The sequence below is a fragment of the Streptomyces sp. SAS_272 genome (genome assembly GCF_052543235.1).
In genome coordinates this window covers 21,642-38,390 of record NZ_JBMNDR010000017.1, presented here as the reverse complement: position 1 = coordinate 38,390, position 16,749 = coordinate 21,642, and the positions used below count along the sequence as shown (strand labels likewise).

General features: G+C 76.2%; 8 protein-coding genes. 1 reads left to right on the top strand and 7 read right to left on the bottom strand.

All coding sequences use genetic code 11. The features are described 5' to 3' along the window. Positions 1-79: 79 nt before the first annotated feature. From ACN6LD_RS13105 to ACN6LD_RS13090, 4 genes are read right to left on the bottom strand one after another with little or no spacing between them, the layout of a single operon-like run. A complete protein-coding gene (locus tag ACN6LD_RS13105; RefSeq protein WP_445043234.1) occupies positions 80-1,063 on the bottom strand; it encodes an alpha/beta hydrolase in 984 nt (327 codons plus the stop codon). Between the two features lie 9 nt (positions 1,064-1,072). Then, a complete protein-coding gene (locus ACN6LD_RS13100; RefSeq protein ID WP_445043233.1) occupies positions 1,073-5,398 on the bottom strand; it encodes a beta-ketoacyl synthase N-terminal-like domain-containing protein in 4,326 nt (1,441 codons plus the stop codon). After that, the gene (locus ACN6LD_RS13095) at positions 5,395-7,143 is read right to left on the bottom strand and encodes a fatty acyl-AMP ligase (protein WP_445043232.1); all 1,749 of its coding nucleotides are present in this window, start codon (positions 7,141-7,143) and stop codon (positions 5,395-5,397) included. The genes ACN6LD_RS13100 and ACN6LD_RS13095 overlap by 4 nt, the downstream gene beginning before the upstream one ends. Before the next feature lie 46 nt (positions 7,144-7,189). Continuing rightward, a complete protein-coding gene (locus ACN6LD_RS13090) occupies positions 7,190-8,725 on the bottom strand; it encodes an acyl-CoA carboxylase subunit beta (protein WP_319194966.1) in 1,536 nt (511 codons plus the stop codon). 323 nt (positions 8,726-9,048) lie between these two features. On the opposite strand from ACN6LD_RS13090, the gene ACN6LD_RS13085 reads away from it, so the two are divergent. Next, entirely contained in the window at positions 9,049-10,479 is a 1,431-nt protein-coding gene (locus ACN6LD_RS13085; protein WP_319194954.1) for a cytochrome P450, read from the top strand. Positions 10,480-10,624: 145 nt separating this feature from the next. Here ACN6LD_RS13085 and ACN6LD_RS13080 read toward each other — a convergent pair whose 3' ends face one another. From ACN6LD_RS13080 to ACN6LD_RS13070, 3 genes are all read right to left on the bottom strand, one after another. Then, positions 10,625-11,164, bottom strand: a complete 540-nt coding sequence (locus tag ACN6LD_RS13080) for a DinB family protein (protein ID WP_319197208.1) — start codon at positions 11,162-11,164, stop codon at positions 10,625-10,627. Positions 11,165-11,235: 71 nt separating this feature from the next. Further along, positions 11,236-13,083 (bottom strand): hypothetical protein, encoded by a 1,848-nt coding sequence (locus tag ACN6LD_RS13075; protein ID WP_445043231.1) that lies wholly within the window; start codon positions 13,081-13,083, stop codon positions 11,236-11,238. After that, a complete protein-coding gene (locus ACN6LD_RS13070) occupies positions 13,080-16,742 on the bottom strand; it encodes a DUF5682 family protein (RefSeq protein ID WP_445043267.1) in 3,663 nt (1,220 codons plus the stop codon). The genes ACN6LD_RS13075 and ACN6LD_RS13070 overlap by 4 nt, the downstream gene beginning before the upstream one ends. Between the last annotated feature and the right edge of the window lie 7 nt (positions 16,743-16,749).

Sequence of the window (16,749 nt, the reverse complement as noted above, 5' to 3'; positions counted from 1 at the left end):
GTGCCCGTGGGACGAGTGGGCCGTCCCGTGTTGGACGGACGACCTCTGCGCTCCGTTCCGTGCCCCGGCGGCACCGACATCACTCCGGCACCCCCAGCGCACGGGCGAGCATCGGCCAGGAGGCGGTGAACTCCCGCCGCCAGTAGGTCCAGCTGTGTCCTCCTCCCGCGTAGAAGTGGGTGGTGACGGCGATGCCGAGGAGTGCGAGCGCGCCGGTGAAGCCGTGCGCCGAGGGCCACAGCGTGCTCTCCAGCGCCTCGGGCAGCCAGTCGCCGGAGCCGCCGACCACCCCACTGCCGCTCGACACGTACAGGGGCGTGCCCCGCAGCCCGGCAGCGCGCGCCCGCGGATTGAAGTCGCGCCAGGTCGGTGCGTTGAGGATCGGGTTGCCCCACAGGGACGGCGGGAGCAGGTTCTCGCGGGCCACGATGGCGTCCATGAGGGTGGGCACGCCGGGGGCCGTGGTGTCGAGGATGCCGCTGTAGGAGGCCGCGGCGGCGAACGCGCCCGGGTGGCGTGCCGCGTGCGCCATCGCCCCGTAGCCCCCGGTGGAGACCCCGGCGACGACCCGCACGCCGGAGGCCCGGTAGTCGCGGGCGAGCAGCGCCGGGACCTCCCGCACCTGGAACGTCTCGTAGTCGGGGCCGCCGCGCCACGCGGACGGGATGCCGGTGGGACCCGCGTCGGGCATGGCCACGATCAGGTCGCGGCCCTCGGTGAAGGCCTCGATGTCCGTCTCCCGGGTCCAGGACGTGTAGTCGTCGTGGGCGCCGTGCAGCAGATACAGCACGGGGTAGGTCCGCTCGGGCCGGGCGTCGAAGCCGGTGGGCAGGATCAGCCGCAGCGGCGCGCGGCGGCCCAGCGCGGGGGAGGAGACGGAGACGTCGACGGTGCGTGGCCCCGGCAGGGCCGCGGCCCCGCCCGTCGCGGTGGCGGTGGCGCGGGCCGCGGCGGTGGCGTGGGCCGTCGCCGCGGCGTGGGCGCCGAACAGGGCGGCCAGTCCTGTGGCCGCGGCGGCTTTGGCGAAGGCGCGTCGGGACGTTCCGGCGGTGCGGTGCGGCATGGCGGCTCCTCAGTGCGGTTCGGCGGTTCCGCCCGGTGCGGCGAGCAGCTGCCCCAGGTGGGCGGCGATCTCGTCGACGTGCGGGGGGTCGAGCAGCGACAGGTGGTGCCCCGGGACCGGCACCACTGTCAGATCCGGGCACACGGCGTCCCAGCCGAGAGCCTCGTCGTCGCGTTCGTAGGCCGGGTCGCGCACGGTGTGCGGAGCCGGCTCGGTGGCCCGGTACAGCACCACGCGACCGGCATAACGGCTCGGGCGGTGGGCCTCGCCGATCCTCAGGTCCAGATAGGAGGCCCGCTGGTGCTCGAGCGCGGCGGACGGCACGTCGGCTGCGGCGCGCAGGGCCCGTAGGACGAGGTCGATGCGCTCGCGGTCGTCGTCCGTGGCCGCCAGCTCGTCGTAGGGCAACCGAAGACGGACCCCGTAGACGTCTGCGGCATGCCGGGCGAACCCCGAGAAGTGCGCGCGGACGCGGTCGGCCCGCGCGGGACCGGGAGGGGGGAGCAGCGGGCGCACCGAGTCGATGAGCACGACCAGCGGCACGGCCCGTCCGGCGTCCGTGAGCAGCCGTGCCGTCTCCTGGGCGAGGAAGCCGCCGAAGGACCAGCCGCCCAGCAGGAGGGGCCCGGTGGGGTGGGCGGCGGCGATCGCGGCGGCATAGCGGCGCGCCTTCTCCGGCACGGTGCCGGCCTCCTCCAGCCGGTTCACGCCCAGCACCGGACGGACGTCCCCCAGCCGGCGGGCGAGCGCCTGGTAGACGTCGGCACTGCCCCCGGCGGCGTGGAACAGGAACAGCGGCGGGCGTGGGCCGCCGGGGCGCAAGGACTGCAAGGGGTGCGGGAGGCGTGGGAGGCGCTGCGGCGAGGAGCCGTCCTCGGACGGGGGCGGGGGCTGCCCGTCCTGCGGCGCGGGGACGGCCTGCCGGACGTGTTCGGCCGCCTCGGCGACCGTGGCGGAGCCGAGCAGGTCGCGCAGCGGCAGCGTGATCCCGAACTCGCGCTCCACCGCGGTGCGGATGCGGACCGCCATCAGGGAGTCCAGACCGAGGTCGGCCAGTACGGTGGCGGGCGTGATCCGGGCCGCCGGATGCCCCGTGACGTCCGCGATGTGACGTCCGAGACGGGCGGCGACCGAGGCGGCGCCACCGGCCCCCGCGACCCGTGCCGCCTCCCCGACCGGAGCCGCGTGCCCGGCCGGTCCGGTCTCCCCGGCAGCGCCAGCGGATGCGAGAGGGGCAGCGGACGCGAGAGGGGCAGCGGCAGGTGCGGCTGCGGCATGCGCCGGAGGGTCGTTCCACCCGACGGGAGCGGCTCGCCCGGAGACCGTGGGCGCGTGGGCCGGCCCGGTGTGCCCCGCCGGGCGGCTCGCCGCCTGCTCCGAGGCGCGGGGCCGGCCGTCCGTCCACCAGTGCCGGGTGTGCCGCCAGCGCGGCGCGGGCACGTCGACGACGCGACCGTCCGGCGGCGGCAGGGGCAGCCCCGCGGTGTACAGCGAGCCCACCTGCGTGAGGAACGCGGCCCCGCCGTCGGCGCCGCGACGCAGGGAGCCCACGGCGAGGGCGCCGGGCACGGTGTCGGCGATGGGCCCCGTCAGGACCGGATGCGGTGAGATCTCCACGAACGCGGTGTGGCCGTCGGCCGCCGCCGCCGCGAGAGCGCGGTCCAGACGCACGGGCCGGCGCAGGTTGGCGGCCCAGTGAGCGGCGTCGAACGCGCAGTCGCCGCGCGGGTCGTCGAGGACGGTGGAGTAGACCGGCACCCGTGGAGGCCGCCCCCGGACCTCGGCCAGGGCGTCGGTCAGCTCCGGCAGCAGCGGATCGACCCGGGACGAGTGCCCGGCGCCGGTCACCCGCATGACCCGTGCGACGCGTCCCTCGTCCTCCAGCCGGCGAACCAGTCCGGCGACCGCCGGCTCGTCCCCGGTGACCACCTTCTGCCGGGGCGAGGAGTGGACGGCGATCTGAACGCCGGGGAATTCCCCCTGCAGGACGGCGAGTTCGGCGTCGTCCACCTCGACCACGGCCATCGCGCCGCCCCGCAGCCCGCTCAGCAGCCGGGCCCGCACGGCGATGACCCGGGCGGCCTCCGGCACTTCCAGCGCGCCCGCGCAGACGGCGGCGGCCACCTCGCCCATCGAGTGGCCGACCACCGCGGCCGGTTCCACCCCGTACGAGCGCCACAAGTCGGCGAGCGCCACCTGCACCCCGAACAGCACCGGCTGCGCGATCTCCAGGCAGTCCAGGGGGTCTTCGGAGGTCAGCCGGTCGTGGAGGGAGAATCCGCAGGCGCCGGCGAGCTGCGCGTCGAGCTTCTCCACGGCGGCGGCGAACACCGGTTCCTCGGCCAGCAGTCGGCGTCCCATGCCGGGCCACTGACTGCCGTGACCGGAGAACACCCACACCGGGCCGCGTCCGACGAGATCACGGTCACCGGTCATCGTGTGCGGGTGTGGGCGGCGGTGTGCCAACGCGTCCATGGCGTCGGCCAGTTCGCCCGCGTCATGGGCGACCACCGCGGCGCGCACGGGTCCGCGGCCGGTGCGTCCGGCGAGCGTACGCGCCACGTCAGCCGGGCGGACCGCCCGCCCCCCGGGCGTGCGGAGCCAGTCGGCCAGCCGGCCCGCGGTGTCCCGGACCCGCTCGGCGTCGACGTCGGACAGCAGATGCAGCCGGGCGGCCGGCTCCCGGGCCGGCCGCGGGAGGGCGTCGGCCCGCCATTCCTCCAGCACCGCGTGGGCGTTGGCGCCGCTGAAGCCGAAACCCGAGACGCCGGCGATGGCCGTGCCGCCGTAGCGGGGCCACGGCTCGGGCTCGGTCACCACCCGCAGCCGCGCCTCGCCCACGGCGCTTGCGCGCGCGCAGTGCAGGGAGGGCGGGATGAGGTCGTGGTGGAGGGCGAGAACCGTCTTCACCAGACCGGCGAGGCCCGCCGCGGCCTCCAGATGGCCGAGGTTGCCCTTGACCGAGCCGAGCAGCAGCGGCTGTTCGGGATCGCGCCCCGGACCCAGCACCGCGTCCAGGGCGCCCGCCTCGATCGGGTCGCCGAGCGGAGTGCCCGTGCCGTGCGCCTCGACATAGTCGACGTGTCCCGCGACCAGCCCGGCCCGCCGGTATGCGGTCGCCAACAGCGCTTGCTGCGCGGCGGGGTTGGGGGCCAGCAGTCCGTTGGAGCGTCCGTCGGAGTTGACGGCGGTGGCCCGCACGACGGCGAGGACGCGATCGCCGTCCCGCTCGGCGTCGGAGAGTCGCTTCAGGAGTACGGCGGCGCAGCCCTCGCCGCGGCCGATGCCGTCGGCCGCCGCGGAGAACGGCTTGCAGCGGCCGTCCGGCGCGAGGGCGCCCGCCTGCCCGAACGCGACGCCGACGACCGGCGACAGGAGAAGGTTGACCCCGGCGGCGATGGCCGTGTCGCTCTCGCCGGTGCGCAGGCTCACGCAGGCGTGGTGCAGGGCGACCAGAGAGGACGAGCAGGCCGTGTCGACCGCCATGCTCGGCCCGCGGGTGTCGAGCGCGTAGGCCAGCCGTCCCGCCGTCACACTGAGTGCCGCCCCGGCCGGCGCCCGGGGATCGACGTCCGCCGCGTCGGCGCCGGTCAGTTGTCCGTACTCGGCGGCGCTGACGCCGACGAAGACTCCGGTGGACGTGCCGGCCAGGGCGGCGGCCGGCATCGCGGCGTGGTCGAGCGTCTCGCGGACCACCTCCAGAAGGATCCGCTGCTGCGGGTCCATCACCGCGGCCTCGCGCGGAGTGATGCGGAAGAAGTCGGCGTCGAAGCCGGCCACGTCGTCGAGGTAGCCGCCGTGCGCCGGTGCGTCCTTCGGCGGGAACGCCGTGAAGTCACGCCAGCGGTCCGCCGGGACCCGCCCGATCGCGTCGACGCCGTCGCACAGCAGCCGCCAGTAGTCGGCCGGCCCGCGCACTCCGCCCGGCAGCCGGCACCCCACGCCGATGACCGCGAGGGGTTCGCCGAGCCCCGTCGGGGCAGCGGGCGCGGGGGCCACGGGAGCATGCCCCGCGGCGGTGTCCCGCCCCGCCGTGTGCTGCGCGGCCGTGGCGCACAGGTGCGTCACCAGCGCCTGGGCGGTGGGCGCCTCCCAGAGCAGCGTCGCCGGCAGTTCACGGCCCGTCAGCCGGGACAGCTCCCCGGCGAGCACGACCGCGTCCCGCGACGACATCCCGAGGTCGGCCAGCGGCACGTCCAGGGGTACGTCCCTCGGCGCGTCCGCCGTCACCTTCGCCTGTGCGTCCGTCGGCACGGTGTCCGCGGAGCCGCCCTGCCAGGCGGTCACCCGGTCCGTGATCAGCCGGCGCAGCGCCTCCTCGTCGGCGGCCCTCATTCCGCGCTCCGCGGCGCGTAGGCGCCCTCCAGGTAGCGGGTCCGGGTCAGCGCCCGCGACACCTTGCCGCTGGACGTGCGGGGCACGGCGCCCGGGGCGACGAGGACGACGTCGGCGAGGCGCAGCCCGTGCCGGGCGGAGACGGCCGCGCGCACGGCCCGCGTCAGAGCCGGCACGTCGATCTCGTCGAGGTGCGAGGTCCGCGCGTGCTCGGCGACGACCACCACCCGCTCGCCCTCGCTGCGCCGGACGCCCGGGACGCCGAAGGCGGCGAGCCGGTCACGCCGCACGGCCGGGTGCGCGTCCTGGGCGGTGCCCTCCACGTCCTGCGGGTAGTGGTTGCGCCCGTCGACGACGATGAGGTCCTTCAGCCGTCCGGTGACCGTCAACTGTCCCTCCAGCAGCGTCCCCAGGTCGCCGGTGCGCAGCCAGCGGCCCGGGACGCCGGCGAGCACGGCCCCGAAGACCCGCCGGCTCTGCGGCTCGTTGTTCCAGTAGCCGCGCCCCACGTTGGAGCCCTGTACCCAGATCTCCCCGACCTCCCCGTCCGACAGGGCCGTGCGGGAGACGGGATCGACGATGCGGACCTGCTGGTCCACCGGAGCGCCGCAGCCGGCCAGCAGCACGGCGTCGGCGTCGTCCGGCCGGGCAGGCAGGGCCTTCCCGGCGGCGAGGGCGTCCCGGTCGAGGGCGAACCGGCGCAGCGGCTCGCCGGGGGCGGACGCGCTGACGAAGACGGTGGCCTCGGCGAGCCCGTACGACGGGCAGTGGACGTCGGGGGCGAGCCCCTGGGAGGCGAACGCGGCGTGGAAGCGGTCGACGGTGCCGGGCCGCACCGGTTCGCTTCCGTTGACCAGCGCGGCGACGCCGTCCAGCCGGAGCTCCGCCTTCTGCGCGTCGGTGACGGCGGTCGCGCAGTACTCGTAGGCGAAGTTCGGCGCGGCGCTCACCGTGCGCGGATGCGCGGCGAGCAGCCGCAGCCAGCGGGCCGGTTCGTGCAGGAACGCTGCCGGGTCCATGAGCACCGACAGATGACCTCCGACGACCGGCGCCGCGACGCTCAGCACGAGCCCCATGTCGTGATAGAGCGGCAGCCAGCCCACGCACGTCACCGGGTGTGTGTCGGCGCCGTAGGCGGTGAGCGCCTGACGGGCGTTGGCGACCACGTTGGCGTGGGTGATCTCCACGCCCGCCGGCGCGCGGGTGGAGCCGGAGGTGTACTGCAGATAGGCCGTCGCCCCCGCGTCCCGCGCCTCGGGCGGTGCAGTGCCGGTGGAGGCGTCGGCCACCGGGTCCGCGGCGATCACCGGCGCCCGCGACGGCCCGCAGAAGGCCTCCACCTCTGCCAGGACACGGCCCGAGGTCACCACGACTTCGGGCCGCGCGTCGGCCAGGACGCCTGCGAGCCGGTCCGCGTGCCCGGCCAGGCCGGGCGGATACAGCGGTACGGCGACCATCTGCGCGCTCAGCGCCGCGAGGAACGCGGTGACGTAGTCCGTTCCCTGCGGGCACAGCAGCGCCACCCGGGACCCCGGCTCGGCCCGGTCGGCCAGCCGGGCCGCGAGCGCGCGCACCCGACGGTCCAGACCCTGCCAGGTCAGGGTGCGGTGTACGCCGCGCGAGCGGGCGGAGGGGTGGTCGACGAAGGTGAACGCCCGGCGGTCGGGGACGGTTTCGGCCCAGTGCCGCACGTACTCGGGCAGGGTCCGGTAAGCGGGTACGAGCGGGGGGCGGCGGCTCTCCATCGGGAGTGGCTCCTCACGTCACGGTTCGGCCGGCGGGTCGGGCGGGTCAGAGCGGGATGTTCCCGTGCCGGCGCTCCGGCATCGGGGCGCGTTTGCCGCGCAGCGCACGCAGCGCGCGGCACAGCTGCGCACGCGTGTCCCGGGGGGCGATGACGGCGTCGACGTATCCGCGCTCGGCGGCGGGGTACGGGGTGCCGTGGACGGACTCGTACGCGGCGACGAGACGGGCCCGCAGCGCCTCGGGGTCGTCGGCGGCGGCCAGTTCACGCCGGTGCAGCACGCCGACGGCGCCCTCCGCGCCCATGACGGCGATACGCGCCGTGGGCCAGGCCAGGTTGAGATCGGCGCCCAGGTGCTTGGAGCCCATCACCGCGTATCCGCCGCCGTACGCCTTGCGCACGACCACCGTGACCTTCGGCACCGTCGCCTCGGCGTACGCGTACAGCAGTTTGGCGCCGCGCCGGATGATGCCCGCCCGTTCCTGCTGGACGCCGGAGAGATAGCCGGGGACGTCGGCGAAGGTCACCAGCGGGATGCCGAACGCGTCGCAGAACCGTACGAACCGGGCCGCTTTCTCGGAGGCGTCGATGTCGAGGACGCCGGCGGAGTGCAGCGGCTGGTTGGCGACGACGCCGACGCTGGCGCCCTCGAGCCGCGCCAGCGCGCAGACGATGTTCGGCGCGAACAGCTCCTGCACCTCGAGCAGTTCACCGTCGTCGACGACGGCCCGCAGGATGTCGCGCATGTCGTAGGCCTGCCCTGTCCGGTCGGGCACCGCCTCGTCGAGCCCCGCCCCGCCGGGGGCGGGCGCGGGGGCGTACTCCGGGGGCCGCGCGAGGTTGTTGGACGGCAGATACGACAGCAGGTCGCGCACGATGTCGAGGGCGTCCTCGTCGTCGGCGGCGAGGAAGTGGGCGTTGCCGTTGACGGAGTTGCTGGCCCGGGCGCCGCCCAGCTCCTCCGCGGTGGTGCGCTCGCCGGTGACCGCCTCGATGACGTCGGGCCCGGTGACGAACATGTGCGAGACGCGGTCCACCATCACGGTGAAGTCGGTGATCGCCGGCGAGTACGCGGCCCCGCCCGCGCAGGGCCCCAGCACGACGGAGATCTGCGGGACGACCCCCGACGCCTTCACGTTGCGGCGCACCAGTTCGGCGTAGAGGGCGAGCGAGGCGACGCCCTCCTGGATGCGGGCGCCGCCGGAGTCGTTGAGCCCGACGACCGGACAACCGGTCTTCAGCGCGAGATCCATCAGCGCCACCGTCTTCTCGCCGAAGGCCTCGCCCATGCTGCCGCCGAAGACGGTGGAGTCCTGCGCGAACACACAGACGGGGCGTCCGTCGACCGTGCCGTACCCGGTGACCACGCCGTCGCCGTCCGGCCGGCGGGAGCCGTCCCCCGTCGACCGGGCCCGGACGAACAGGCCGGTCTCGGTGAAGGAGCCCCGGTCCACGAGCCGTTCGATCCTCTCCCGCGCGCCGAGCGCCCCGCGTCTGCGCGGCGGGACCGCCGCCGCCGCGCGCTCCTGACGGTGCGCCAGGTCCGCGATGCGTGCTGCGGTGCCGTCCGCCGAACCGGTCATGGTCGCCTGGGGCGTTGTCGCCTCTCGCGTCACAGCCACCTCCGAAATCGGATCCCGAATATGGCAGCGACGCCGCGGTGGTCCCCAGCGATCGCCGTTCCGTTTGCGTGAGATGAGTCCCGGCGGACGCGGATTCGTCCTGCCGTGACAAGCAATCGCCGACCGGCCCCCTCCCGTCACCCGTCGGCCGTGCGCTCCCCGCCGTGCGTTCCGGCCGCGCCCCGGCCGTTCCCCGGGGCCGGGGCCTGGGATAGGGTCCCTCCGGTTCCGGCTGCCGATCGACGACGCGCCGGCATGGGGAGTGTCAAGGGGGCGGCAGATCAGTGGAATCGCAGGTGGACGACGGCGGATCCGTGGACCTCGACGGCGCGCGGTTGGAGACGATGACTCTCGAACCGCTTCTGACCCGGGACTACGAGACGCGTCCCTCCCTCGTGTACGAGCGGCTGCGCCAACGCCACGGCGCGGTCGCGCCGGTCGACCTGCTCGGCGTGCCCGCCTGGCTGGTCCTCGGCTACCGCGAGTCGCTCGAGGTGCTCCAGGACGACGCCGCGTGGCCGAAGGGGCTGGAGAACTGGCGGGCCCGCTCGGAGGGCAGGGTGCCGGCCGACTGGCCGCTCGGACCGTCCCTCGAGGTCAACCACGTGCTGATCCAGGGCGGCCCCGGCTACCCGGCGCTGCGCACGGCGTGGGACGCGGCGCTCAAGCCGTTCCAGGACCCGCGGCACCCCCAGGCCAAGCGCCTGAAGACGGCCGTCACCGCCTACGCCGACGAGCTGATCGGTCTGGTGGGCCAGGCCGGCGGCACGGGCCTGGCGGATCTGTCCGCCCAGTTCGCCCGTCCGCTGCCGCTGATGGTCGCGAGCCGTCTGCTCGGGTTCCCCGGATCCCAGGGCGACGACGCGCTGATGGACATGTGGCGGGTGCTGGACGCGGGCCCGGACGCCGAACCGGCGCTGGACCGCCTGTTGGCGGCGCTCGCCGAGCTGGCGGCGGTGAAGCTGAAGACGCCGGGGGAGGACTTCCCCTCGTACCTGCTGGCGGCGCACCCCGGCCTGTCGCTCGACGAGCTCGCCCGTGAGCTGTTCATGCTGCTGGGGATGACCTCCGACCACGTCGGCATCCTCATCTCCAACACCGTGGTCGAGGTCATCTCCGGCGAGGGCGGCGGCGCGCGGGCCAGCCTGTCGGCGGGAATGGTCCGGGAGAGCATGAACCGGGTGGTCATGCGCAAGCCGCCACTGGTCAACTTCGTGCCGCGCTTCGCGGCCGAGGACACTCCCCTGGGAAACCACGTCATCCGGGCCGGCGACCCGGTGTGGGTCTCCTCCGCGGCGGCGCACGCCGACCCGCTGTTCGCCGGTCATGTGGAGCCCGGCACCACGGTCAGCACGCGGGCGCATCTCGCCTGGGGCGCCGGCCGCCGCCAGTGCCCGGCGCGCGAACTCGCCTCGACGGTCGCGGCGGTCGGCGTGGGCCGGCTCTTCGAGCGGTTCTCCCACCTGGAGCTCGCCCTTCCGGTCGACCAACTGCCGTGGCGTTCCTCGCCGTTCATGCGGGGCCTGCGCTCGCTGCCGGTACGGTACGAACTCGCCTCGACGCCGGGAGGGCAGTCGAGCCCGGTCGCGGGCACCGAGCCGTCCAAGCCGACGGCGGACTCCGTGCTGCCGGACCCGACGCTGGGGGACCCGGCCGTCCGGCAACGCTCCTCGCTCTGGCGCTACTTGACGGGCCTCATCGGCGTGGGCCGCTGAGCCGGCGGCGGTGGCGGGCACCGCGCGGCGGGGCCGGCGGGCACCGCGCGGCGGGGGCGGCGCTTCAGCCGTCCCGCCCGCGCGGGGAGCCGTCCCGCCCTCCCCCCGCGGCCCGACGAGCCCAGGCCGATGAGGACGGCCGGCCTCAGCCCATGCTCTTCGCCCCGTCGATGGCCTCGCGGATGATGTCCGCGTGCCCGGCGTGCTGGGCGGTCTCGGCGACGATGTGCAGCAGGACGCGGCGGGCCGTCTGCCGCGCGCCCGGCTCGAACCAGGGAGCCGGCGGCAGCGGCTGCTCCGCGTCCAGGTCGGGCAGGGTCGCGACCAGTTCGTCCGTGCGGTAGGCCGCCTCGGCGTACTCCTTCAGCACGCCGGACAGCGTCTCGCCGGGCAGCATGCGGAACTCGGCGGCTCGCGCGGCCCAGTCGTCCTTCGTCATCTTGGTGAAGTCGGGCATCGCCGACGGGCCTTCGAGGATGAAGCCGACCCAGTTCCGCTCGACGGCAGCGAGGTGTTTGATCAGGCCACCGAGACACAGCTCGCTCACCGTGGTCCGCTGTCCGACCTGTTCGTCGGTGAGGTCACGCGTGGTGAAGCGCAGGAAATGCCGGGCCTTGGTCAGCGCTGCCAGCAGGTCGGCGCGCTCACCGGAGAGGGACGGGTTGAGGGTGGGGGAGTCGCTCATAGTTCTGTCCTCGGTCGATCGTGTTCCGCGGTCGAGGACCACACTAGGAGCGATTGAGGTCAGATCCTGACCTAAAACGCCGGGGCGGCCGCCTCCCTGCCGGTACCCCACGCAGCCGCGCACAGTGCCCGTTCGACCTCGCCCGTGTAGAGGGCCGAGGCCAGCCACGCGCGGGCGAAACGACCCGTGTCGGCCGGGAGCAGCCGGCCGAAGGCGTCGCGGGAGCGGTCCGCGGCGGCGGCTCCCAGCTCGTCCAGGAGGTCGCCCGCGGTGCCGAGGCCGGCACCGCGCAGCCGGGAGCCGTCACCGGTCCCGCCGCCCGGGAAGGCCAGCACCCGGCGGCCCCCGGACACGGTCTGGTGCACGCGCCGGCGCAGCAGGTGCAACGGGGCCTCGTCCGCCACGGGTGCGACGGCGGGTGCGGGGACGGCCGTCCCGGTGGGCAGGTCGGCGTGGCGCAGACGGTCCAGGCCCAGGTCGACCCGGGCGTCGGAGCTGCTCGGGTGTTCGGCGGCGAGCAGCAGCGCGCGCGGAAGCGGCCCCGGGGTGAGCCGGGCGACGATCCGCAGACGGCTGCCGCGGGCGGCGGCCAGCAGCCGGAGGTTGTCGCGGAACGGCAGGGCCGGGTGGTCGTGTGCCGCGACGAGCCGCAGGGCTCGCCCCTCGCAGTCGGCCAGCAGGCAGTCGCCCGTCGCCTCCCGGACCGGCCCCGCGAGGGTCACGGTGAGGAACAGCAGGTCACGACCACCGGCCAGGGCGCCGGCGACCTGCTCGGCGACGGGGACCTTCCACAGCCGGTCGAGGGGTTCCGCGCTCCAGCCCGCGCCCGAGGCGCGCACCGCCCGCACCCGGGCCCCCGCGCCGAGCCGGCCGGTCGGGGAGACGGTCGCGCCGGACACCGCGAGGCCGGCGCGCGCCAGCTCGCGGTGGGTCAGAGCGGTGTCGCCGATCCGCACGGTCCGGTCGGCGGCGCCGGTCGCCCGGCCGGGCCCGCCGGGAGCCACGTCGGAGACCGTGTACAGGCGGCCCTCGGCGTCTGCGGTCCAGGTGACCGCGCCCGCGTGTCCGGTCGCCGTCAGGACGGGTTCGGAGAAGACCCCGTACAGGCGCAGCGAACCGTCCGGGGTGTACGGCTGCCGTACCGTTCCCCGCAGTTCGGCCAGCGCCGGGCCGCTCGCGGACGGCAGGCTGTGCGCCACGGCGAGGACGTCCCGCAGCGCGTCCGCCAGTTCGGGCAGCCGGTAGGCCGGGTCGGCGCAACGGGCCGCGCGCACCCCGGTGACCACGGAGACCGCCGCCGCGGCGGCCCGGGGCAGTCCCGCGAGTCGCGCGGTGTGCGCGGCACGCAGCAACTCCGCCTGGAGCACCGCGCCGGACCCGTCCGTCCCGGCGTCGAGCACGGCGGCGGCCGCGTCGAACACGGCTTGCACGGCGAGGAGTTGAGCGGGGGACGGCAGATCGGCGGCGGGCGGGCCGGCGGCCTGCGGGTCGCCGGCGCGGGGCGTGCCGGAGGCGCTGGTCCCGGCCGCCGCGTCCGGCCGCGGTGACCTGCCTTCTCCGGGCGCGCCCTCCCGCGCCGGCTCGGGTTCCTGCCCGGCCGGGCCCGTCGCCACGGCCGCCGGGGTCTCCTGCGCCACCGGCGCGGCGGAGGCCGCCGCCGCGCGGTGCAGGCAGTCGGGCGCCAGCAGACAACCGCAACGGATGGCGTCCGCGGAGGTCACCACGCCGTCCGTGGCGTGCAGTTCGAGGTCGGTGTCGTCGTCGACGGCGATCCGCACGATGTCGCCGTCGCGGACCGGCGGACGGGCCGTCAGCTTGGCGATGCCCGCGTCCAGACGCTTGCGCAGCCTCGGCGACAGCGCCTCGACCAGGTCGGCGGTGACGGACGGGGCGACCGGAGGCAACAGGTCCGGGCTCATGCGATCTTCTCCCCTACCCAGCGGGCGAGTTCGAGCGGACTGAGGGCGGCGACGGGCATGCCCGCGGCGACGAGCTGCCCGGCGACGCCTGTGGAGTAGCGCGGCCGGCCCGTGTCGTCGAGACTCGCGCAGCCCAGCACATGGCAGCCCGACCCGACGAGGGCCCGCACCTCGGCGAGCAGCCCGCCGAGCGGATAGCCCTCCTCGAAGTCGCTGACGACCACGACGAGGGTCCGGGACGGCACCGTGACGAGCTCGCGGGCCTGCCGCAGACCCGCCGCGATGTGCGTGCCGCCGCCCACACTGACCTCCAGCAGCAGCGACAGCGGATCCTCGACGTGGCCGGTGAGATCGATGACCTCCGTGGAGAACGCCAGGAAGTGCGTCGACAGGGTCGGCACACCGGCCAGCACCGAAGCCGTCAGCGCGGCCCACACCGTGGACGCCTCCATGGACCCGGAGACGTCCGTCACCAGGATCAGCCGCCAGTCCGCGGCCCGCCGCGCACGGCTGCGGAACACCGGGCGCTCGGGGACGACCCGCACGACGCCGTCCGGGCCGCGCCGCGCGGTCGTCAGGTTGGCGCGCAGGGTGCGCGGCAGGTCGAGGCCGCCGCCGGGCCGCCGGCTCGGGCGCGGCAGGGTCGTACCGTGCAGGGCGGGACGCAGCCGGGTGGCCAGTTCCCGGGTCAGCTCCTCGACGAGCCGTCGCACGAGCGGGCGCAGCGCGGCGAGCCGGGCCTCGGGAAGCCCGCCCGCATGCCGCAGCACCGTGTGCAGGAGTTCGACCGACGGGCGCACGCTGTCCGCGTCCAGCTCCGCGAGGACGTCCTTGCGGCCCGACGCCGCGGCCGCCGCCAGCACCTCCTCCCGGATGCCCGGACCGAACAGGGCGGCCAGTTCCTGCGACCACTCCCGTGCCCCGGGATACGGCGCCTCCCGCCCGCCGCCGGTCCCCGGGCCCGTCAGATCCCCTCTGCTGCCCTCGCCGCGCCCGCTGCCGTACAGCTCGTCCAGGGCCGTCGCCAACGAGCGGGCGGACGCGGGCAGTCGGTCGGCGCGCCGCCCCAGCACGAGCCGCCACCGGTCGTCGGCGGCGAGGCGACGGTCCTCCTCAGGGGACGCGTCCTCGTCGGGGGACGTGTCCTCGTCGCCCCCGGCCGGGCGGGGTCCGTTCCCGGCGACGGCCCCCGAAGCGGGCGACGTCCGGCTGCCGGCGCCCGGCGCCGGCAGCAGGCCCAGCGTGCGCAGGGCGTCGCGCGCGACCAGGTCAGCCTCGGTCCAGACGGCGAGCGCGGCCGGGTCGACGCCCTGGGTGTCCCCGATCTGCCGGGTGCCGAGGCGCTCCTCGACGGAGGCGAGGAGCCTGTCGCGGGCCGCGGGGCTCAGGGTCTCGAAACCGCCCCGCAGCGCCGGAAGCCGGTCCAGGAACTCCCGGTCGGGCAACGCGGCGACACGGTCGAGCAACGGCGTCAGAGCCGGTTCCGCGGCCTCCAGCAGGGGGCCCGCGGCGGTCAGCAGCCCGCTCAGCCGGGCGGTCAGGGCCGCGCGGGAGCCGGGATCGACGGCCCCGTCCACCCAGGACGCGACGCGGTCGCCGAAGGCGCGCGCGTCCTCCTGCCCGAGCAGCACCCGGACGGCTCCCGCGGCCCCCCGCATCAGGGGCGAGCCGTCGGAGGCCAGCCGGGCCAGCGCGTCGGTGAGCCGGACCCCGCCCAACAGGTCGGCCCGGTGGGCGAGTTCCAGCAGCGCGTGGGCGTCGGCCGGGTCTTCGGACCCGGTCAGCCCGTCCACCTGACGCACCGCCGCCGAGGTGAGCAGCTCGGCCACGGCGGCCGCCCGCGCCGTCCGCCCCTCGTCGGCGCCGAGCCCCGGCACGTGACCGGCGCGCAGGCGGTCCGACAGAGCGAGACCGGCGAGGAGCTCGGGCAGCGTGCCGGCCTGCGGCAGCACCTCGGCGACGTCGTCCAGCCGCTCGTCCGCGAGCACCGGCAACCCGCACTCCGCGGCCTCCCCGAGCCCCCGAAGGACCTGGGCGGCGGTCGGCCCGCCGGCCTCCCGTTCCGTGCGCACGCGCTCCCGGAGCACGCCCTCGGCGGCCTGGGCCGCGGTGACGCCCCGCACGCCGGCCGCCGTCAGCATGGCCGCCGTCGCCGGCGTCCAGCGCACCTCCCAGCGCGAGGTGAGGGCCTGCGCGCCGCCCGCGCCGACCACCTCCTTCGCCTCCCCGTACGGCACGCCGCACACCGTGAGCCGGCGCAACAGCAGTTCCCGGCGCCGGTCGAGGTCGGACCGCAACGGATCGAGCCGCAGGTCCCGGGCCGCGCCGGCGCTGTCCTGCGGGCCCGGCAGGCCCAGCGCGGCCGTCTCGGCCTCGACCGCCGGGGCCAGTCCGCAGCGCGGCGCGTCCGGTGCGGGCCGGCCGGTGCGCGACCCGACGAGCACCCGTTCCATCGCCCGTGCGACGGCCCGCCCGCGTCCATAGGGCTCGCCCTGCGTGAGGACCGTCTGCACCGCCTCGACCAGCTCGCCCCGGCCCGGCGCGGGCAGCCCGCGCAGCCGGGCGAGGTCCGAGGCCAGACGGCTGATCTCGTGCGCGTCCGCCGGCCCCGACGGATGTCCGAGCCCGCGCAGCTCCGCGCAGATCCGCACGGCGACCCGGACCAGCGCCTCCTCCAGCGCCGCCGGATCGCCCGCGGCCCGCAGCACCGTCTCCTGCCACTGCGGATCCCGGATTCCCGCCGGGTACCCCGACCGTTCGTCGAGGAGGGCGTACGTGTACGGGATGAGCGAGGTGATCCAGGCGGTCGCCCGCCCGGTCGTGTCACCGCCCTTGCGGCCGTCCGGCGAAGGGGATCCGTCGCCCCGCTCGGCCCCGGCCAGCCGCTCCCGCGCCGGCCCGTCCGTGTCCTGGCCCGCGTCGGCGAGGGCCGCTCCGGTCAGCGCCGGCGCGTGGAAGGCGCCGACGACCACGGCGGCCCGCTCGCCGTGCGCGGTGGCCTCGGCGATCCGCGACCGCATCCACCGCTCCCGCCGCAGGTCCAGCTCCGGAACCCCGCCGCCGGCGGCTGCCTCCTCGCGCAGCGCCCACCCCGTCAGCAGGGCCGCCCGGCGCAGCGCCTCGGGCGGCGAGCCCGGCGCGGCCGCCTCGACGAGCCGGTCCCACAGATCGTCCCCGGGGCGGCCGGTGAGCCCGGCCCGCAGAGCGCCGGTCAGCCCGAGGGCCTCGCCCTGAGCCGCGCCGCCGCGACTCTCGCCCCACGCCCGGTCCGCGAGCGGCAGATCGCAGGCGATCAGCGGGACGCCGTGCCGGGCGGCCCAGCGCACGGCGGCCAGCTCCGGCGAGAAGTCGGCGAACGGGTAGAACGCCGGGCCCGCGCCGCCCCGTCCGTCGCCGGGTGCGGCGGCGAGCGCGACGGGGGCCCGGGTCTCCTCGTGCCCGAGCCAGCCCAGCCACTCCTGCATCTCCGCCGGCAGCTCCACGAGCACCACGTCCGGCCGGGCCTCGTCCAGCAGGGCGGGCACGGCGGCGGCCAGCGAGGGCGCGTGGTGCCGGACGCCGATGAGACAGGGCCCGGCGGAGTGGGTGAGCACGGCGAGAGCATCGTCGGGGGAGGCGAGAACGCTGAGGGGACTGTGGGAGCCAGGAGAGTCCGGCACTGCGGAG

What these genes read in the sequence shown, in the direction of transcription:
- ACN6LD_RS13095 (WP_445043232.1), bottom strand. Translation starts at nt 7,143, where the DNA reads ATGGAGAGCCGCCGCCCCCCGCTCGTACCCGCTTACCGGACCCTGCCC.
- ACN6LD_RS13075 (WP_445043231.1), bottom strand. Translation starts at nt 13,083, where the DNA reads ATGAGCCCGGACCTGTTGCCTCCGGTCGCCCCGTCCGTCACCGCCGAC.
- ACN6LD_RS13100 (WP_445043233.1), bottom strand. Translation starts at nt 5,398, where the DNA reads ATGAGGGCCGCCGACGAGGAGGCGCTGCGCCGGCTGATCACGGACCGG.
- ACN6LD_RS13080 (WP_319197208.1), bottom strand. Translation starts at nt 11,164, where the DNA reads ATGAGCGACTCCCCCACCCTCAACCCGTCCCTCTCCGGTGAGCGCGCC.
- ACN6LD_RS13105 (WP_445043234.1), bottom strand. Translation starts at nt 1,063, where the DNA reads ATGCCGCACCGCACCGCCGGAACGTCCCGACGCGCCTTCGCCAAAGCC.
- ACN6LD_RS13090 (WP_319194966.1), bottom strand. Translation starts at nt 8,725, where the DNA reads ATGACCGGTTCGGCGGACGGCACCGCAGCACGCATCGCGGACCTGGCG.